Raw genomic sequence first — 20,134 nt, forward strand, 5'->3', positions numbered from 1 at the left:
TGCATTACTGGCTTTGCCATTCACATTCGACCAATGGCGTTTGGTGTGACGCATCCTTAAGGCCTAAGGCCACCTTAAATACCCGATTGGGTGCAATTATGCCGACCCCTTTTGGGGTGCCTGTCATTACAATGTCGCCGTCTTCCAAGGTAGTAAAACTTTGTAATTCTTCGAGAATCGTCTGCGAGTTATAGATCATTAACTCAATATGGCCCGCTTGGGTTAACGCCCCGTCAATCGTTAAGCTAAATTCAAATGCCGCACTGGCATCATCGATAGCAACAAAGGGACTAAAGAGCGCCGCGCCATCGAAGGCTTTGGCCTTTTCCCAGGGTAATCCCTTGGCTTTCAGTTTGCTTTGCAACTCTCGCTTAGTGAGATCCAGCCCGACCCCAACGTGGCTAAAACGCCCCTGCTGATAGATAAAACACAGCTCAGTTTCATAGTGCAGCGCCTCGCCTAAATGCTCAGCATGCAGCACTGTGCTAATCGCCGAGTTGGGCTTGAAAAACACCACCATGTCTTCGGGAATGTCATTACCCAGCTCGTGGATATGGTCGACATAATTACGCCCAATACAAAGAATTTTACTCGGGCAAATCTGTTTATCACCGACGTTAACAGTCTTCATTTGACTCCTCATTGGGCTATTGGCTGTAAAGCTATGGCACAGTTAATATCAGGCGTATTCCATTAAAAATTCATCGAGTTGTTCGTTGGCGATTTCAATTTCATCCCCCTCGAACTGCGCAATGTGGAACATGCCCTCACCTTCGTTGGTCACAGGTATATTGCTGATCCCAATGATAATGCCATCGGTGGGCGCGCGAATGGCTACGCTATCGCCCCCATGCGGACTCACAATATGGGCGATGATATACCCCTTATTGACCCGCTGCCCGAGTTTAAGCTTCATATTCACTAAACCATCGGACTCACTGCGAACCCAATAACTGCGAATCGCACTCACGCTGGCGACCTTGTTACTGACTCGCCCCTTGAGCATACCAAGGCTGCGCATCACATTGAGTACGCCCTTAAGACCCGACTTAATCGCCAGTTCACTAAAGCGCAGCGCCTCGCCCGCCTCATACAAAATACAGGGAATACCCTGCTGATTCGCATAGCCACGCATCGACACGCTACGCGCCTTGGAGTGCATGATAAGTGGCGCGCCGAAGGCATTGGCCATGGCTAACATGGTTGCATCACTGGTATCGCAGCGGATCTGCGGTAAGTTATCTCTATGAATAGCACCCGTATGTAAATCAATCACATGGGTTGCGTGCACTAATAATTGGGTAGCAAAAAGGTTGGCTAAACGACTCGCCAGCGCACCTTTGCTCGAGCCGGGGAAACAACGATTAAGATCGCGTCTATCGGGGAGATAACGGGATTGTTGAATAAAACCAAACACATTGACTATAGGCACCACTATCAAAGTGCCTGCTAGATTTTTAGGATTGACGCGCCCAAGCAAGCGCCGGCAGATCTCTATGCCATTGAGCTCATCGCCATGGATGGCGGCGCAGACTAACAGTGTCGGGCCAGGTTTAAGGCCATGGAACACTTCCACGTGAATATCGAGTTGGGTATCGGTATAGAGCTTAGCGGCGGGAAGTTTGATCCCCATTTGCGTGCCCGCAATCACTCGCTTGCCTTCAATTTCAAACGCTTCGCGTTTTTTTACCATAGTCACTCCCTGATGCTATCCCTAAAACGCTATACGACAGTTTGTCTCTCGCCCCCAAAAACGGGGTCGATTAACGTTCAAAGTGAGCAAGCCACGTCTTTAAAATCTGCTGCAATATTTCGCGCTCGGCGCTCGGCACCCCTGCCAATAACGCGCTCTGGCATTGAATATGTTTGGGCAGCGCCGCATCAATCAACGCCTTGCCTTCGGTGGTGAGCGACACATGCACGGCGCGGCGGTCTTCCTTACTGTGCTCACGGGCAATCAGCCCTTTATTTTCAAGCCGGTCTAAGCGACTGGTCATGGCGCCAGAGCTTAACATCATGCTCTGATACAGCTGCGAAGGCGATAGCATATAAGGCTCGCCCGAACGTCTGAGGGTCGCGAGCACATCAAACTCCCCCTGACCTAAGCCAAATTCGCCGTGACAAAGGGCGATAGCGTTTTCCATATATTTGGTCAGGCGAGCTATGCGCCCTAACACCGCCATCGGCACTAGATCCTCTGTCACCCCTTGAGCCTGCCACTGCCCAAGGATGTTATCTAATCCATCTTTAGCGCAAGTCGACTGTTGTTTTGCATCGGGTGATTGCGAGTCGTTTACCATAGCTTTATCTCTATATAAAGATTCTTCACATGCCTCACATTTTATCGCCTAATTAAACGATTTGTATATGCGCAGGCTTTTCGTGGAGAGATAAGATTGCATTCTGCATAAAAAAACCGCCCAATTAATACAAATTGGGCGGTTCAGTGTTCAAACAAGCTTTAGTGATAGTGACTTACGACTTTTTCACAAAGCAGGTTAGGATCACGATGCGCGTGCCATTCACACGGCCTTCGATATGCTCTGGATTGTTGGTCAACGAGATATTGCGAACCGCGGTGCCGCGTTTTGCCACAAAGCTGGTGCCTTTAACGTTGAGATCTTTAATGATAACCACGGTATCGCCAGCGTTCAGTACCGCACCGTTGCTGTCTAAGGTCGGTGGTGTATCATCGCTCGCGGCAGCCGCTTCGGCATCGCCCCAAGCGCGTAAATCTTCTTCCAGATACAGCATATCCAGTAAATCCTGCGCCCAGCTTTCGCTGCTTAGGCGTTTCAGCATGCGATATGACATCACTTGAACCGCCGGGACTTGGCTCCACATGCTGTCGTTCAGACAACGCCAGTGGTTCATGTCCATGGTATCCGGCGCTGCGATTTGGCTGCTGCAATTTTCACAAATCATGATCTCGTTTTCATGACCATCGGAAGCCGGTAAGTCATAAATAGAGAGTTCGACGTCACTTGCGCAGAGTTCACATTTGCCGCCACAGCGAGTTAGCAATTCATTTTCAGTCATTTTTTCTGTCTACATGCGTAATAAAACGCGGATTATGCCATAAATTGGCTTTTCACGGCAGGGGGGAAGGCAAGATAACCCTATTTTTTATATGAGTTATCTGTTTTCCCATCTTTCAAATAGCCATTTAATCCTTAAAATTCATAAGCTAAACTGAGTCTAACATCTCGCCCCGGCGCGGGGATGCCATCCGACAGAAACGGTGTCACTTGCTGGTTCGTCAGATTTTTTGCCATTAAGCGCACACTTAGCCCTTTCAGTGTTTCTTGAGGCTCGTAGGCTAATTATATATTTTGTAAGAAGTAATTCTCACTTGGGGACTCAGCGTTAAAGATATCCCCCTGAGGCACATTATCCTGCGCATCGTACCAAGTACCTTGCCAAGCGACTGAAATGTCATCGGTAATGTACATGCCCACACGCAGGCGAATATCCAGCGGCGCAATATTCGCAAGGTATTCATCCTCACCTTGGCTGTCTCTGAGCGATCCCCGATGCTCGCCCTGTAACCAAGAAACGGCTAAGTCACTGAAGAAATCCTGATAACGGTATTGGGACTCGAGATCGGCGCCGTAGATCTCATAGCCGTCAAGATTGGTGTAACCACTTTGAATCGCTTGATTTGGGTCGGACTTTGCCCCGCGGCGCTGGGCAATATCATCCCGCCCCAAGTTAGCAAAGAGGGTCACTAGGGTTGAAAGCGTATCTTGGGCGGCCAAAAGATGGGTTTGCTGCGTCATCAAGCCCAGTTTAAAGGCATGCAGACGCTCAACATCAATATCTCGACTCGTGCCAGTAATGCTCGCCTTGGCGTATTGCACCGCATAGATTTCATCGACCACTGGCGCCTGTAAACTGTAGGCGTAATCGAAATTCACTCGGGTATTAGTTGTTAGCTGGTAGTCGATACCCAATCGCGGTGAAAAGCCCGAATGGTGAGTCGAACTGTAGTCATGCCCAGCCTCGATATCGTTGTAATCGGGGGCAATGTTGGGGCGACCAATGCTATAGATAAAGTCATACCGTAGTGAAGGGGTGATGGTCAGCTCATCCGTCACACTAATCGCATCGCGTAAATACACTGCATAGGTATCCTGACGCCCTTCTGGCTGATAGTAAGGGGTGTACCAACCGTAGTTTTTCTCAGGATTTTTCTCATAACTTTTATTAAAGACCATTGAATCCCTATCGAGGCTACGGAACTGCAACCCTGTGGTGATCTCATGATCCCCAACAATACTTAAGTTGTTGATGTCAATGTAGTCACGCTTGTAATCCAGCCAAGATTCATGGCCGAAGTTGCCGACGGAGACAGTCATCTTCTCCCACGCAATTGGCGGCCTGATCCAATGGCGCGCATTCGCCGAATGGGAAATCACAATCTGGGTATCAATTAAAGGATTACTCGGTGAATAGCGATAATTCGCCGACCAAGTATTGTCTTCATAGGTGTTGTAAGCCGTGGTGGCATAGAGCGCCTGCTCATAGGAACCATATTTACGGATGTTGTAGTCAGAAATCGCGGGCATAGGACCACGGCGATTGGCCCAAGGCTTTCGCCCTTCGTCGAGATAATGGGTCAGGCTCAACATAAATTGATGATCGCCCTGCTCATAATCCAGTTTGCCGAGGTAATTATTTTGCTCATAACCTGAATATTCAAATTCATCACCATTAGCGAGCGTCACATCCCCCGCATCACGACGAGTGATATGCAACAAGCCTGAAAGTTGTCGATTCGCTCGGCCATAAAGGGTTCCTGTGTAACTTTTGGCGTCGTTATTGCTGGCGTAACTGGTTTTAACTCTTGCTCCAACACTTTGATTGTAATTTAAAAAATCATCTGCAGATTTTGTGACTACATACATGGAGCCACCAAAACCGCCGTTACCTGAGCGGACATCGTGGGCCCCTTTAATCACTTCGACTCGCTTGATTAAATCGGGATCTAAGAAGAACGAACCATAGCGATACTGTTCAAATCCCACGGGGGCGTTATCGACATAAATATTAAAATCTTCGGTTTCGCCAAATCCCCATAGGTTAATGCGCTCACCGCCACTGCGAGTCCCGCCATCAACATGGGCACCGGCCATATCATCGATGACTTCGGCAAATGTGGTCGCTTGCATCTCTTCAATTTGCTCCATCGAGATGATCGCCTCACCCGGCTTAGTCATAGTGGTCGCTCGGCGATATTGCTGGCCATGTACTTGTAATATCTCGATTGGCTCGACCTTAGGCGCTCCCAATACCTCCTTGGCATTGAGTGGCAACGCAGGCAATACCGTCAAACCCGCACAACCCATCATTATTTTCGCTATCCTGCTCTTAGGTTGATATCCCATCTCCCCATCCCCTGTTACCTAGTGTAAAAAATAGGGCGGCATTATAGGCATCAAAGTTAAAGATGAGAATGATTCTCACCTAGCTTTACATGTAAATCGCAACCTGATAGTCACGGCAGAGAAATGCTCGAAGAATTTGCAATATCCACGCGCATTTGTTCAACTCGCACTAGCCTGTTTTGATTAACAATCGGAATTCCAGTCTCAAGCACCTCAAAGGTTTTATGCACATGACTAAGCTAACTGCACAACCCCAAACCGAGTTGGCATTTACGGCCGCCAGCTTAGATTTTCTCAAACAGCTGGCGCTCAATAACTCCCGCGACTGGTTTAAAGCCCATCAGGAAGAATATGAAAATAAGGTCAGAACCCCTGCACTGCGTTTTATCGAGCAAATTCAGCCTGATATTGTTGCTATTTCCCCAAGATTAACGGCGGTAGCCAAAAAAGTCGGTGGCAGCTTAATGCGTCCGCAGCGAGATAGCCGTTTTAGCAACGACAAGACGCCCTACAAGACCAATGTGGGGATCCAGTTTCGGCATTTTCAGGGTAAAGATGTGCATGCACCAGGGCTGTATTTGCACATTGCCGAGGATGGATGTTTTATTGCCGCCGGTATTTGGCATCCCGAATCCAAGGTGCTGAATGCGATTCGGACTTGTATCGATGAAAACCCCAACGGCTATAAAAAGGCGCTGCACACCTTAAGCAGTCAAGGCTTTGTGATGGATGGTGATAGTTTGACGCGCCCGCCAAAGGGATTCGATAAACATCACCCAATGCTGGACGAGCTCAAACGTAAGGACTTTATCGCACTAAAGCCAATTCCCTTTGAGCGACTCTGCCAAGCCGATGCCGCCCGCTATTGCGCCGAACAATTCGCCCACTGTAGCCAATTGATGGCCTACTTGTGCTTTGCCCTCGAATTGGACTTTTAGGTTTCTGTATAAGTGGTTGCGTAAGTTTTTACAGTTGATGATGCCAAGCATTGCCTTGGCCTCATGCTTATCGGTTTAGCCAACGCCCTATTTCACATCGGCGGGTTTAAGTGGCGTTAATGCCAAACTCTTAAGGTATTCGCTTAAGACCTCAAATGCGTTATCCAACAGGGCGTATTCCTTCGCCTTGCCTAACACTCTAATCCCTTGTAATTGAAGCACTAAAAATGCCGCGAGCGACTCAGGCTGAACCGATTGAGACAACTCTCCCTGTCGCTGGCTGCAGCCTAATACATCGGCGAAATTACTCTGTAACTGGGCAAATAAGCGCTGGCATTCCTGCTGCACGCAGTCATCGTCGAGGCATTTCTCCATCACCGCATTCTGCATAAAGCAGCCGTACTCTTGCTCGCGCTGCAAGGCCACAAATCGTGCTAAATAGGTCAAGATTTCACTCAGCCCTGCCTGTGCGTGCAGGATTTGCTCCTTCGCGCCGAAGGAATAGTGGTCGAGATAAAAGCGCAGGGATTCGCGATACAAACTCTGCTTATCACCAAAACTGTTATACAAGCTGAAGCGATTAATCCCTAAGTGTTCGACCAGATCCGCAATCGAGGTCTCGGCAAATCCCTTTCGCCAAAACAGCTCCATCGCCTGAATGAGCTTTTCTTGTCTATCAAAATTACAACTGCGTGCCATGGTCCAAACCTACATAGATGCCTACATTAAACGGAATATCATAGGGCAAAAACATTCTTGACTGACCGTTTAGATATGGCGTAAATTCTATCCTAACCGATCGTTCCGTTAAAGCCCTTTTTGGCCAAACTTACAGATTAATAGAAGGAAAGAGCATGAAGCTTTATGAATTAGCCCCAACGCCAAGCGCAAGACGCGTGAGTATTTTCCTCGCAGAAAAAGGCATCGACATTCCACGTGTGAGTGTGGACATTCGCGGCGGTGAAAACCTTAACCCTGAATTCAAAGCCAAAAGTGTCAACGGCCGCATTCCCCTGCTCGAACTCGATGATGGCAACCATATCTGTGAATCTGTCGCTATTTGCCGTTATCTCGACGAGATCTATCCGAGTGACACTTCCTTATTTGGCAACACGCCACTGGAGCGCGCTAAAGTGGAAATGTGGCAACGTATCATTGAGTTACAAGGTTTTACCGCAGGTTTTCAAGCCTTTAGAAATCTAACGGGTATCTACAAAGACAGGGAAAATTGTGTCGAAGCCTGGGGCGCAGAATCACGCCAACGGGTCATTGACTTCCTACCGACCTTAGACCAACAATTAGCCAAATCAAGTTATGTTGCGGGCGATAACTTTACGATTGCCGACATTTCTGCATACGTTTTTATTAGCTTTATTAAAAACTTAGATATTCTGGTGGATGGCACTCTGCCCCATATTCAAGCTTGGTTTGCGACAGTGGCCCAGCGCCCTGCGATAGTGTCGCTTACCCCGAAAAACTGACATCGATGCCCTGTTGGGCAGCCAAATTAAGCATTAACCAGTTAAGACTTAAGGGATAACTATGATTGATTTATATACCGCCGCGACCCCGAACGGTTTTAAAATTTCCATCGCGCTCGAAGAAATGGGTCTCGACTATCGAGTGCATAAATTAGATTTCAACACTAACGAACAGAAGCAGCCTGAGTTTCTGGCCATAAACCCTAATGGCCGTATTCCAGCCATTATCGACCGAGATAACGAGGACTTTGTGGTGTTCGAGTCCGGTGCGATTCTTCTGTATCTGGCTGAAAAAACGGGTAAGTTTTTGCCTGCCGATCCTAAAAAACGCTCGCAGGTTATTCAATGGCTGATGTTCCAAATGAGCGGTGTTGGCCCAATGATGGGTCAAGCTAACGTGTTTTACCGTTACTTCCCCGAAAAAATCCCTGCGGCTATTGAACGTTACCAAAAAGAAGGTCGACGTTTGTTTGAGGTAATGAACACCCAGTTAGCCAAGCATCAGTATCTGGCTGGTGATGAGTACACCATTGCCGATATCGCGACTTGGCCTTGGGTGCGCATCCATGAATGGAGCGGCATCAATATGGAAGGACTCACTCACTTACAACGTTGGTTAGATGAGTTAGCCCTAAGACCCGCTTGCCAAAAAGGCATAGTCACACCTCCGCCTTCGGTCTTGAGTGACGAAGAGCGTGCTAAACAAATCCAGAAGATGGTGACTAAGTAGGTCATCCTATCCTCTCGCGCATTCGTTTTCCCCATCAAGCCCCAACTCAGCATTGGGGCTTTTTTACTGCTAGCGATACGTAAAACTGCTACACTCTGCGCCACTTATTGATTTGCTTGGCCATATTCATCCCATCGGATGAACATCACTCGGCCGAGCCCCTTTTCAGGCTAACTTTATGGGCAATCCAAACGGCTTATCATCAGCAACCATGGCATCTACTGTGAATATCGAACCGCAAACCCTCGCGCAAAAACGCGGATTAAGTTATGCCAATACCATTAAGTTATTGTTCGATGAGATTTTAAACACCAAGCAACCCGCCGACCGAGTTCTCGCGAACTACTTTAGGGAACATAAAAAGCACGGTTCTAAGGATCGCAAAGTGATCCGCGAATCCTTATTTAGCCTGTTCCGTTGGTGGGGCTGGTTTAAAGCCACAGGTGACCATCAACAGGCGCCACAATTTTTTGCCATGCTCAGCGCGAGTGCCTTAATCGAAGCCCATCCATGGCAGGATATCGCCAGTGCCTGGCATGAGCTCGCCCAATCGCCGATTGATTATCAACAACTTCAATCCCTTAGTGTTAGCAGCTTAACGGATAAATTGGCATTGGTAAGGCAGCAATTTCCCCAAGTGTCCTTTGAACTCACAGATTTATTACCCGAATGGTTTTGGCAAGTATGCCCGATTGCCCCAGAGCTGCGTCCAAATCTCATCGAAGCCATGTCTAGCCGCCCACCGATTTGGGGACGTGCGCAGGGAATCAACAGCCAAACAGCAGTCAAACAACTGCAAGCACTTGAGATAGATGCAAGCCTCAGCCTCTATTTTGAAGATGCCATCAACCTTGGCACTAAGAGCATGAATCTCAATGAAATATCACTCTATAAAGAAGGCAAAATCGAGATCCAGGATTTAGCCTCGCAAGTGATAGGTCAAATTTGTGCACCAGAGCCTTGGCAACACTGGTGGGATACCTGCAGTGGCGCAGGCGGAAAAACTCTGCAATTGCGATCACTGATGCAAACGGCCGCGGCTAAGCACAATCCATTCGTGGGCAGCATAGTCTCATCGGATATTCGTGCCCACGCCTTAGAAGAACTCAGCAAACGTGCCCAGCGAGCAAAGTTTGATGGTATCAGCATTGCACGCTGGCGCAGTGATGCCCTGCCGGTCGACGCCAACCATTTTGATGGGGTATTAGTCGACGCCCCCTGTAGCTGCACAGGCACATGGCGCCGCAATCCCGATATGCGCTGGCTCGATAGCATAGATGCCGTCACAGATAAAACAGCACTCCAACTGGATATTTTAAGCCGCAGCAGCAAGGCGGTAAAACTGGGTGGAAGCTTAGTCTATGCTACTTGCTCATTGTCACCCGTTGAAAATGAGCAAGTAGTTTCCGCCTTTTTACAACAACATCCCGAGTTCAACTTAGTGCCAATCCGCCACCCCTTTACTGGCGAACAAACAGAAATGTTGACCGTGTGGCCCTTCGAAGCCAATACAGATGGAATGTTTGTGGCGCGCATGCAGCGCAATCACTAGCACTAACTCCTTATTTTTTATCAGAACTTGGCACTCATATCTTGAGTGCCATTCTTTTTGCCTCAGCACAATATGAAGGCGCTTTTTATCTTATTCATTTAATAATCATCAAGATAAACCCTAGATTGCGGCGTAAAATCGCCAACCCAATTCCATCGAGACGTATCCCCCCTTCTTGGACAAAACTTTTCACCATCAGTGATTAAATATTTCGCTTTAGCTTAATCTCGCCTTTGGGTAAAAAGATCGAGTGCTGAGAATGGCACAGGTATTTTTGGAATTTTGACCATGTCACACTCCTATGAATTTGACGACGATGATGCGCCATGGGGCGATAACGTCAAAGGTAAGCAAAAAAACAAACGCGTAAAACAACGTCGCAGGGACACTAAGCGCCGTTATTCAGATGATGCAGAGGTGGATTTCTATCAGCATAAATCGAAGTAACCGATAAACTACCCGTTTGCCTTAGCAAATTCGCGCTTTAATAAGCCAGTCAAATCCGAGCAAGTTGGATAACCTCCAACTTGCTAGTTAGCCCAAGCGTTTCCCCTCTTATCTGTTTTGATTCAATTGTAAAATCAATAGGCTAATGAGCCGATTTACCCTATGCTCTTTAGGGTTTATTTACGCCCTTTGTTGACCAAACCACCTGACACATCTTGACGGGTTTAAAGGATGATCCCATGGAAAAACAACGCCCCGATTTTATCTATCCCCCTGGCAGTATGTTAATGCACTCGCCCTTAGTGTTGAATAAAGCCGATATGTACGGTTTTTTTCTCAAGGGAAAACTCGCCAATCTGCAGCGCTCCATCGATAAAACGCTCAACCAAGTTGCCGGAAGCGTCATGTACTTTAAAGTGCTGTCGCCCTATGTACTGACAACCTTTACCCAAATCGAGAAAGCCTATTCAGAGCACCCGACCGACAGGGCCAAAGGTTGGATCCAAGAAACCGACATCATCACTTGGGTCATGGTCGGTCGCCAAGACAATAGCAACAGCGCATCCATCAGCCATGTGTATTTTCAGCCGCTGCACATTTGGGTAAATGATGCGATGGCCCTGATCAATGGCCGCGAGTTGTTCGGTTATCCCAAGTATTTGTGTGAATACACTATGCCCGCGGTCGGGGAGCCATTAACTCGCCTCTCCTTGGCAACAAAGAGCTTCTTACACTTTAGCCCTGACACTGAACTTGCCATGCACCCGCTGATTGAGGTGAATTGCAATGCTAAGCCCGAGGCGCAGCTCACCACGCTAGAAGCCATAGCCCAAACCTGGCAGCTCTTTAAAGAACAAACGGATTTTATTCCAGAGCTGGATAAGCTAGGTGAGGAGCAACTGTTTCACTTGCTGTTTAAGCCCGCTATCGACCAAGTGTTTTTAAAGCAGTTTCCGGATGCGTCAGGCCAAAAAGCGGTTTATCAGGCGATTACGGCGGCGCCCGCACAGGTCAACAAAGTGCACAGTGTTGCCCTGCTGGAAAATGACTTTGTCGCCACCATTTTTGATAATGCCAGTTTCCCACTCAAAGAGACCCTAGGCGTCGAGGTTGGCGAGCAGCATGTATTACTGCCCTACCATGTGAACTTTGACTTTGAAGTACCACCTGGCGAAGTGCTGGTCGATAACTCTGAAATCAAAAAACAAAAAATTGCCATTCTCGGCGGAGGTGTCGCCGCCATGACCGCCGCCTGTTATCTCACCGACAGACCCGGTTGGCAGAACCAATATGAAATTGATGTTTATCAATTAGGCTGGCGAATCGGCGGCAAGGGCGCAAGTGGCCGTAATGCCGCTATGGGACAACGGATTGAAGAGCATGGCCTGCATATCTGGTTTGGTTTTTACCAGAATGCCTGCGCCTTGATGCGTAAAGCCTATGAAGAATTAGACCGCCCGCCCGAAGCGCCACTGGCGACCTTCTTCGATGCCTTTAAACCCCATAATTTTATTGTGCTTCAGGAAGAAATTAATGGCCGCTCCGTTAGCTGGCCAATCACCTTCCCCACACTCCCAGGGATCCCTGGAGATGGCACCGAAACCTTAACCTTCTGGAAGGTAGTTAAGGCCGCCTTTGCTTGGATAAAAAAATGGCTAAAGGACATGGACTCCCTGCTGGAAGCCGATGAAAAAGCCATGGCGACACCGAAAAACTGGCTCGATATCAGCTGGTTTGAACGGCTGAAGGATAAGTTAGAGGATTCGGTCGATGATGCGATGGAATCCCTAGACGCCCTAGGTGACAAGCTCGAATGCCATTTTAATCAAATGATTGGCCGCGAATGCGATGAGCATGTTCACAGCGAGAGTGACGATGGTTTGGTCGAATCAGCCGTCGATGCCCTGCACCAAAGGTTGGTTAAGCGCTTTAGCGACCATTTAGACACTAACGATGAGTTACGCCATTTGTATATTGCCGTCGACTTAGGCTTAAGCATCTTAAAAGGAATGTTTGCCGATGATGTGTTTGAAAAGGGCTTCGATGCCATCAACGACTATGATTACCGCGAATGGCTAACTAAACACGGCGCCAGCCAACAATACACGGTCGACAGCGCGCCGGTACGCGGTTTTTATGATCTGGTGTTTGCCTACGAAAAAGGCAACTTCGACAAACCCAATGTCGAAGCGGGGACTATCATCCGCTCCATGTTGCGTATCGCCCTGTGTTATCAAGGCGGAGTTATGTGGAAAATGCAGGCGGGTATGGGCGATGTGGTCTTTACCCCCTACTATGAAGTGCTGAAACGGCGCGGCGTTAATTTCCACTTCTTCAATCGGGTTGATAATTTAGAATGTCGCGACAACAGCATTCAAGCGATTGAAATCACTGAGCAAGTCGCACTGGCACCGTCGGTTAAAGACTACAATCCACTCGTGGATGTCAAAGGCTTAGCCTGCTGGCCCAGCACGCCCAATTACGACCAGCTAGAGCCTGATCAAGCCGCATTGCTAAAAGCCCATGATATTAATCTTGAGCACTTCTGGAGCGATTGGGACAATCTGTACGAGGCGCAATTTGGTCAGGCACTACCGAAAAAACGTCTGCAAAAAGGCGTGGACTTCGACAAAGTGATTTTTGGTCTGTCATTAGGATCGGTCCCCCATGTGGCGAGCGAGGTTATGGCGCAGAGTCCGGCGCTCAAAACCTGTGTCGATAAAGTGCAGACAGTCGCAACCCAAGCCTATCAACTGTTGATGAATCAAGATCTTAATGGTATAGGTTGGCCCAATTATTCAGAGGATGACGAACAGCCCGTCTTATCAGGCTTTACCGAGCCCTTCGATACGTGGGCATCGATGGACCAATTGCTCGATAAAGAAGACTGGCGGGGCATAGAGCCAAAAAATGCCAGCTATTTCTGCTCGGCGTTGCCTGTGGATGCTTATCCTCCGCGCACGGATATTGGTTTTCAACAGCGCAAAACCGCCGAAGCCAAGGCTGGCGCCATCAATCAACTCAATACGGAAATTCATAAGCTGTGGCAGCAGGTTGGCGACAGCTTCCCCTGGGAATGGTTGCACGATGAACAGCAGCGCCAAGGCGAGGCGCGATTCGATAGTCAATATTGGCGCGCCAATGTGGATCCTTCCGAGCGTTATGTCTTGTCAGTGAAAGGCAGCTCTCAATATCGGATCACCACGGATGGTACAGGTATCGACAATCTGTATATGACGGGAGATTGGATTAAAACCGGGCTCAACGCTGGTTGTGTGGAGGCAGCAACGATGGCGGGTATGCATACTGCCAAAGCCATCTGCGGACATCCGGCCATTATCAAAGGCGAAAAGGACTTCGCCTAAATGCCAAGGGGCTGCATTATGCAGCCCCTTTTTTATCCAACTATTTGTATGTGTTGTATGTGTTCAAATTTAAAGAGGCGCTCGATTAAATGGAGGCTCTTTTAATAGACACTCTAAATCGAGACTATCTCGCCCGCGCGGGTATCGGCGTATTCCTGACGGCGCTTTTCCATCCGCGACTGATACAAACTGCTATCGGCGCTGCGAAGCCACTCGTGGGGCTCGGCCACATCGGTATTGATAGCAAAACCAAAACTAAACTGGCAATCCTTTAAGCCCTCAGCGGCAAATTGCGTCGTTAAGCCCCTCAAGCAGATCGTTAAGGTTGCCATACCATTTGCGGGCAGGATCAGCACAAACTCATCGCCACTGATCCGATAAATTTTAAGGTGGGCAATATTAGTCGCCTGCAAAACCTGTACTAAGTGTTGCAGTAAACGGTCGCCCTCTTGATGGCCTAAGGTATCGTTCACCATTTTAAGGCTGTCGACATTGAGTAACACCAAAGCCATTGGCTGAACCACTTTATTGCCAAAGGCCAATTGTGAATTCATAAACTCATCAAAGGCATAGCGATTACCCACTCGGGTTAAGCCATCGAGCCTAGCCTTTTCCCAAGCGATTCCTAACTCTTCGATATGCGCCTTACGTTCCTCGGATAGCAGTTTAAGCTTGTTCGCTAAGGCGAGAGATAACAACAGAGCATCCACTGTGCCGCCCAGCAGCGTGGCAAACTCGGCATGTTCGATAAAATCGGGGGTGATCCCCATATTGCCAGGAAGAATAATTAACGCTGGCAGCAATAAGCAGCTAAAAGCCATAATAAAATAACGCGCTGGAGCAAAACCTTTCATTAAACAGACATTGCCGCAGGTAATGGCCAGTGCAATCCACAGCATGATTAGTACTGAGGCAATAATCGCGGTATAGGACAATAACAACACACTGGTTGGCAGGGCTAAAATGCAGGCGATTAACAGGTACTTGCTAAGGCGCCATAATCGCGGTGAATAGCTGGGAAGCTGTAAGAAGTGTTTGTAGAACAGAATGTTAAATATCGGCAAACTGATAAAAAACAGATGATGCAGCTCAAGCTGATGAAAGTTGAATAGGTGCGCAGGCAAATGGAAGGTCAAGGCCCAACCACCAAAATAGGTCAACACATACAGGCCGTAATATAGAAAGGCTTTATCAAAAATAGAGATATAAATCAGCAAATTGTACAGCGCAATAAAAAACAATCCACCTAAACAAATCATTATGGCCAAGGCCATTCGATCCGTGGTCAGTTGGTGTACTTCTTCCGACTCAATAGCTAGCTCAGGTGCAGAGGAAAAATATCGGCTGCTCAGCCGAGTCACTAACCAATAATCCGTCCCCATATTGAGCTTAACTTTACGGCCATAATCGAATAAAAACTCATAGGGCGCATAGTAACCACTCTGGGCAAACTGCACTGAACCATCGCTGCCGAGCAACCAATAATCGACCGATTCGACAATGGAATTACTGGCATCCACCACCCAATGGTTTTGGCGACTGTTGACCATCACGGGAGACACCATCCAATAATCGCCCCCCGCAAGGCTCACCGAACTGGCCTCTTCGAGCTGGCTCATCCATTGAGTCACTTGATTAAAATCAGCCGGTGGCTGTTGTTTATCATCGGCGTGGAATAAATAGGGGGAATCCAACGCAATTTCAGCGCTCAAGGCAAACGGACTAAATGTCCAAAGAAGCAGCAAAAAGCACCAGAAATTGTGTAAGTTAGTTTTGCTCATAGGTATCTTGGTTTATATACCAGCGTCTAGTTCCAGGCAGAAAATCATTTTAGAGTGTTAACTTTATGACTACATTTTATTTTTTACAATTGATTAGACTAAATTAGTCGGCAATCGGGTACCTTATGATGATATTTTGGTCGTTCACTTAGTGCGTAAAAGCTTAGCCACCATTTCAGCCGTTAACTTGGATACCTATGGCACCCTTATTGATGATTCTAGCTGCCCAGTTGTTGATTGCCAGCGGTAACCTATTGGTTAAATTGCTTGAAACGAATGCCCCCGTGTTTCAACTGGTGCTGTATCGCCAATTATTCGCCACGCTCTTGGTGTTACCTTTTGTTTGGCGACTACAGGGGAACCTTAAGTTAAGCCCCTTTTACAAGGTGCACTTGAGCCGAGCACTGTTAATCGGCTTAGGCAATGCCATCTTTATGCTAGCGGTGCTGCACTTACCGCTGGCGACTGTGACTGCGGTCATTTATACCTCCCCATTGTTACTGTTGCTAATGTCCGCCTTCTTTTTAAATGAGCGTATTGGTTATCGCCGCACCGTCGCGGGGATTATTGGTTTTACAGGGATTTTGCTGATAAGCCAGCCGACAGAATTTAACCTCTATATCGGTCTAGCCTTTTTTGGAGCTATGACCTCAGCAACCAACAGCCTCATTTTGAAGGCATATTCAACCCATGAGCATCCCTTTTCAACACTCTTTTGGTCTAATGCCTTTGCCATGGTTTTTCTGATACCGGCAACCTGGTACGAAGGCGCCGACTTTAGCCTACCCGTCGCCCAAGTTGGTTTGACCTTAGGCCTGTTTTATATCGGCATGACCTACTTCATCATCCACGCCTATCGGCGCGCCGATGCCAGCCAAATGGCGCCCGTGGAATACACAGGCCTTATTTTTGCCGCATTGTTTGGTTGGTGGTTTTTGGATGAGCACTTAAGCATTGTGGTGTGTATTGGCATAGGACTGGTGATCTTCTCCTCCATCCTGCCAAGCTACAGCGAACTGAAAGCCAAATGGAAAAGCCGGCGAAGTTAACCTTGGCCGGCTTTGACAGCGAAGTGGCCTCTGTATAGGCCACTCAATAAGGCGAGATTAGAAGCGGAACTTACCGCCGATGTAAACGCCATCTTCGAAGGTGAAATCACGGGCGTAATCATATTCGAAGGCAATCTTACGGTAACCGACATAGAACGCCATATTAGGGTTCACACGGTACTGTACCTTTGAATCCAATTCGTATTGACCATCGACATTACCGAAAGACAATACCGATGGCGCATAGTAAGCCGCGGCATGCAAAGAGATGTTTGGCCCTAACGCCAAGGCATAACGACCACCCACTGACACAGTGCTACCATTTGGCGCATCATCTGCCCATAACTGGCTTAACTTAGCGCCAACTTCAAAATGATGCACACCCGCATCATGGGTCATGTGCATTGCGCCTTGGGCAATATGACCGCTATCGTCTGAATAAATATATCCTAATACTGCATTGACATCTTTATTCACTTGCAGCTCTAACTCGGTAGAAACCACATCGTTGTTTAACCCAAGATTAAATTCTGACGCATTCACCTGCAGCGCGGCTGCACTCAATAATAAGACACTTGCTACTCTGAACTTAGCCATAAAAACACCTCAATAATGACTGTGGGTAATGGCGCGAATCATACCGAATAAAAAAAGAAAATCTGCATATTTAGCAGAGAGTCGCAAAGATTTTTGAATTTGAAACCAAACGAAAACCGGTAAAAAACACAAGCAAAACTTAAAGCAAACAATTTAGAAACATTTAACTTACTGGAACCCGATCTCCAACGAGGGATTGCATTATGCCATCGATATCCAGCTTATCTTCGAGGGCTAAGTAATACCAACCGACGGTATTCCCCGTTCCTCTAATACTTAAATAATTCCTCCAAAAGTGAAATCCGGCCTTGAGTAAATTCACTCGGCTAGCGTTGTTTTCATCTCGAATGGTGGCAAATAATAGGGCAATCCCCAGCGCTTTAGCCACTTCAATCCGCTTAAGGGTAAGCCCTTGGGCTATGCCACGGCGGCGGTACAAAGGCGAGACCACCAGATAGCCTAACTCCCCTACAGGGCCAGCCCCCGCCTTAATCGCCGCGCAGCCAACCATCTCACCCTCAAGGGTTTTCGCCAATATTACAGCGCGGGACAGAGCAAAGGCCTGATGGTCGAGGGGATGCGCGTTGTCATCCCGTTGATCAATTAAAGCCGCCGCAGCCGCTAATTCGGCTGCGCTTTGGCAAAGGACAAATTGAATATCGTTTTGATTCATACAATTGAGTTAAACAACCAACATCCACTTAGAGATACAGTATCGTCGCCATGCCGAGGAAAGTGAAAAAACCCACCACGTCGGTCACTGTGGTTAAAATCACTGAGCCTGAGAGCGCCGCATCTTGGTTAAAACGCTGCAACACCATAGGGACAAACACCCCTGCCAGCGCCGCGACCGCCATATTGATCAAAATCGCGCAACCTATCACTATGCCTATGGTGCTGTCGGCAAACCACCAGCCCGCCACGAGTCCAATCACAATTGCCCAGAGGGTACCATTGACTAAGCCAATGCCTAACTCGTTCTTCATTAACGAGAATAAGTTACCCGCAGAGATCTGCCCCATCGCCATACCGCGGATCATCAAGGTGAGCGACTGACTCCCCGCAATCCCGCCCATGGACGCCACTATCGGCATCAACACCGCAAGTGCCACCACTTGCGATAAGACGTTCTCAAATAACCCAATGGTTGCCGAGGCTAAAAATGCCGTGAGTAAGTTAATCCCTAACCATACGGCGCGGCGCTGCGCACCTTTGATGATCGGGGCGAATAAGTCGTCGGACTCATCCATACCCGCGGTTGCCATTAATTGCGCTTCGTAATGTTCACGCACTAAGGCGGTAGCGGCCCTCAGGGTGACACGGCCAATCAGCTCCCCAGCCTCATCAATAACCGGTAACTCAATTTCGCGGCTGTGTTCAATTGCCTCGGCGGCATCGAGTAGCGTCGTATCTGCGGTTAAGGCGCGGCTATCTTCCGATAACAGTGAAATCAGCGGTTCAGAGGGATCATGCTTGAAAATATCATAACGCCTGACCGTACCTAGGTATTTATCCGCCTCATCGACGATAAATAAGTTGTCGTTACAGTCGAGTTCGATTCGTCTGAAAAATCGCTGCGCTTGGGCCACAGTCGCCTTATCGCTGAGCACTAACATTTGATGATCGGTATAACGACCAATCTCGTTTTCCGAATATTGGTCGTACAACTCGAAGCGCTGACGCTGGCGTTCGCCCATTTGTGCCAAGGCGCGGTCGGTAAAACTTTCAGGGAGATAATCACTCCACTCAATCAAATCCTCGGGACTGAGCTGCGCAAACAGCAGATCCACCTCATTGTCGGGCATCTGCTTTAGGATCCCCATACGCGGATCGGCGCGCATTAAACTCAGCACTGTCACACGGTCACTAAACTCAACCTGTTGCCAACGCTCGTAACGCTCGTCTAAGGGTAAAGACTCCAGCACTAAGGCAACTGTGCCAGGCTCAGCTTCATTTAAGATTTCACTGAACACTTCAGCCTGTTCTTCACCTTCAACTTCAGTGAGTTGCTGAACAACCTGCCCGACATCGGCCTGTGTGTTTGTTTCGTATTCGGCTTCATGTTCAGTCACATAAACGCCCTTCTGCTGAGATAAAAATTAGCGTAACTATATTGATATTGAAGAAGATTAGCAAACCCACAAAATAAATTGCACACAAATCAATTGATAACAATCAAACTATTATTTATGCTAATCACCACACCTAAGGAGGTAATGATGACATCGACTATCTATAGCCATAGCGCAAACGACATTCAAGGCAATCCAACGGCACTAGCGCAATATCAAGGCAAAGTGATCTTAATTGTGAATACCGCCAGTGAGTGCGGTTTTACACCACAGTACAAGGGCTTAGAAGCGCTCTATCAAAAATATAAAGCGCAGGGATTGATGGTTTTAGGCTTCCCATGCAATCAGTTTGGCGCCCAAGAAAAAGCCGACGAGAAAGGCATCCAAAGTTTTTGTGAACTCAACTTTGGCGTGAGCTTTCCACTGTTTTCGAAAATCGAGGTAAACGGTGAGCACACTCACCCTTTATACCAGTACCTCAAAAAAGCGGCTCCAGGCGTATTAGGCACGGAACGCATTAAGTGGAATTTCACTAAATTCTTAATTAATCGCCAGGGCGAAGTGGTCGCTCGCTTTGCGCCAACCACAAAACCAGAGGCCATTAGTGACAAGATAGAAGCACTTTTAAAATAATCCGCACGCTATCCCATTGAAATTTTATTATTAAATAAAAAATTTAAGTTATTTTTTATTTTCAATGGAACTTTAATTCTATAAGCCCCTCAAACATATTGA

Annotated in this window: 17 protein-coding genes and 1 pseudogene; 8 read left to right on the forward strand and 10 right to left on the reverse strand. The window is 47.8% G+C overall.

The window, feature by feature from the left end; genetic code table 11:
• Positions 1-4: 4 nt before the first annotated feature.
• The 5 genes and pseudogenes from N5E87_RS14610 to N5E87_RS14630 all read right to left on the reverse strand — a co-directional run bounded on the left by N5E87_RS14610 (position 5) and on the right by N5E87_RS14630 (position 5,387).
• On the reverse strand, positions 5-631 hold the full coding sequence (locus tag N5E87_RS14610; RefSeq protein WP_086902338.1) for a fumarylacetoacetate hydrolase family protein: 627 nt from the start codon (positions 629-631) through the stop codon (positions 5-7).
• A gap of 48 nt (positions 632-679) precedes the next feature.
• Positions 680-1,693, reverse strand: coding sequence for a succinylglutamate desuccinylase/aspartoacylase family protein (locus N5E87_RS14615; RefSeq protein WP_086902337.1), 1,014 nt, complete (start codon positions 1,691-1,693; stop codon positions 680-682).
• 70 nt (positions 1,694-1,763) lie between these two features.
• Positions 1,764-2,300, reverse strand: a complete 537-nt coding sequence (locus tag N5E87_RS14620; protein WP_086902336.1) for a MarR family transcriptional regulator — start codon at positions 2,298-2,300, stop codon at positions 1,764-1,766.
• A 175-nt stretch (positions 2,301-2,475) separates the two neighbouring features.
• Entirely contained in the window at positions 2,476-3,039 is a 564-nt protein-coding gene (locus N5E87_RS14625) for an alkylphosphonate utilization protein (RefSeq protein WP_011626751.1), read from the reverse strand.
• A 134-nt stretch (positions 3,040-3,173) separates the two neighbouring features.
• Positions 3,174-5,387, reverse strand: a pseudogene (locus N5E87_RS14630) (TonB-dependent receptor).
• A 230-nt stretch (positions 5,388-5,617) separates the two neighbouring features.
• Between N5E87_RS14630 and N5E87_RS14635 the strand changes: the two are divergent.
• A complete protein-coding gene (locus N5E87_RS14635; protein ID WP_086902335.1) occupies positions 5,618-6,325 on the forward strand; it encodes a DUF2461 domain-containing protein in 708 nt (235 codons plus the stop codon).
• Between the two features lie 87 nt (positions 6,326-6,412).
• Here the strand turns inward: N5E87_RS14635 and N5E87_RS14640 are convergent, their stop codons facing one another.
• Positions 6,413-7,024: a TetR/AcrR family transcriptional regulator gene (locus N5E87_RS14640; protein WP_086902334.1), complete on the reverse strand. Its 612-nt coding sequence runs from the start codon at positions 7,022-7,024 to the stop codon at positions 6,413-6,415.
• A gap of 155 nt (positions 7,025-7,179) precedes the next feature.
• Between N5E87_RS14640 and N5E87_RS14645 the strand changes: the two genes are divergently transcribed.
• The 5 genes from N5E87_RS14645 (at position 7,180) to N5E87_RS14665 (ending at position 13,900) form a co-directional block, all read left to right on the forward strand.
• Positions 7,180-7,806 carry a glutathione S-transferase gene (locus N5E87_RS14645; RefSeq protein WP_086902333.1) on the forward strand — a complete coding sequence of 209 codons (627 nt, stop codon included), beginning with the start codon at positions 7,180-7,182 and terminating at the stop codon, positions 7,804-7,806.
• A 61-nt stretch (positions 7,807-7,867) separates the two neighbouring features.
• Entirely contained in the window at positions 7,868-8,536 is a 669-nt protein-coding gene (locus N5E87_RS14650; RefSeq protein ID WP_037416621.1) for a glutathione binding-like protein, read from the forward strand.
• Positions 8,537-8,714: 178 nt separating this feature from the next.
• Positions 8,715-10,088: an RsmB/NOP family class I SAM-dependent RNA methyltransferase gene (locus N5E87_RS14655; protein WP_086902332.1), complete on the forward strand. Its 1,374-nt coding sequence runs from the start codon at positions 8,715-8,717 to the stop codon at positions 10,086-10,088.
• Between the two features lie 288 nt (positions 10,089-10,376).
• A complete protein-coding gene (locus tag N5E87_RS14660) occupies positions 10,377-10,535 on the forward strand; it encodes a hypothetical protein (protein ID WP_011626757.1) in 159 nt (52 codons plus the stop codon).
• A gap of 239 nt (positions 10,536-10,774) precedes the next feature.
• Positions 10,775-13,900 carry an NAD(P)-binding protein gene (locus tag N5E87_RS14665; RefSeq protein WP_086902331.1) on the forward strand — a complete coding sequence of 1,042 codons (3,126 nt, stop codon included), beginning with the start codon at positions 10,775-10,777 and terminating at the stop codon, positions 13,898-13,900.
• 113 nt (positions 13,901-14,013) lie between these two features.
• Here N5E87_RS14665 and N5E87_RS14670 read toward each other — a convergent pair whose 3' ends face one another.
• Positions 14,014-15,681 (reverse strand): diguanylate cyclase, encoded by a 1,668-nt coding sequence (locus tag N5E87_RS14670; protein ID WP_086902330.1) that lies wholly within the window; start codon positions 15,679-15,681, stop codon positions 14,014-14,016.
• Positions 15,682-15,878: 197 nt separating this feature from the next.
• On the opposite strand from N5E87_RS14670, the gene N5E87_RS14675 reads away from it, so the two are divergent.
• Positions 15,879-16,730, forward strand: coding sequence for a DMT family transporter (locus N5E87_RS14675; RefSeq protein WP_086902329.1), 852 nt, complete (start codon positions 15,879-15,881; stop codon positions 16,728-16,730).
• A 57-nt stretch (positions 16,731-16,787) separates the two neighbouring features.
• Here N5E87_RS14675 and N5E87_RS14680 read toward each other — a convergent pair whose 3' ends face one another.
• The 3 genes from N5E87_RS14680 to N5E87_RS14690 form a co-directional block, all read right to left on the reverse strand.
• Positions 16,788-17,327, reverse strand: a complete 540-nt coding sequence (locus N5E87_RS14680; protein WP_086902328.1) for a YfaZ family protein — start codon at positions 17,325-17,327, stop codon at positions 16,788-16,790.
• Positions 17,328-17,490: 163 nt separating this feature from the next.
• Complete coding sequence (locus N5E87_RS14685; RefSeq protein ID WP_086902327.1) at positions 17,491-18,000, reverse strand: GNAT family N-acetyltransferase; 510 nt, start codon at positions 17,998-18,000, stop codon at positions 17,491-17,493.
• A 28-nt stretch (positions 18,001-18,028) separates the two neighbouring features.
• On the reverse strand, positions 18,029-19,399 hold the full coding sequence (locus N5E87_RS14690; RefSeq protein WP_011626763.1) for a magnesium transporter: 1,371 nt from the start codon (positions 19,397-19,399) through the stop codon (positions 18,029-18,031).
• Between the two features lie 147 nt (positions 19,400-19,546).
• Between N5E87_RS14690 and N5E87_RS14695 the strand changes: the two genes are divergently transcribed.
• Positions 19,547-20,032 (forward strand): glutathione peroxidase, encoded by a 486-nt coding sequence (locus tag N5E87_RS14695; protein WP_086902326.1) that lies wholly within the window; start codon positions 19,547-19,549, stop codon positions 20,030-20,032.
• Positions 20,033-20,134 lie beyond the last annotated feature (102 nt).

The sequence above is a fragment of the Shewanella sp. GD03713 genome, from assembly GCF_029843705.1.
Classification (GTDB): domain Bacteria; phylum Pseudomonadota; class Gammaproteobacteria; order Enterobacterales; family Shewanellaceae; genus Shewanella.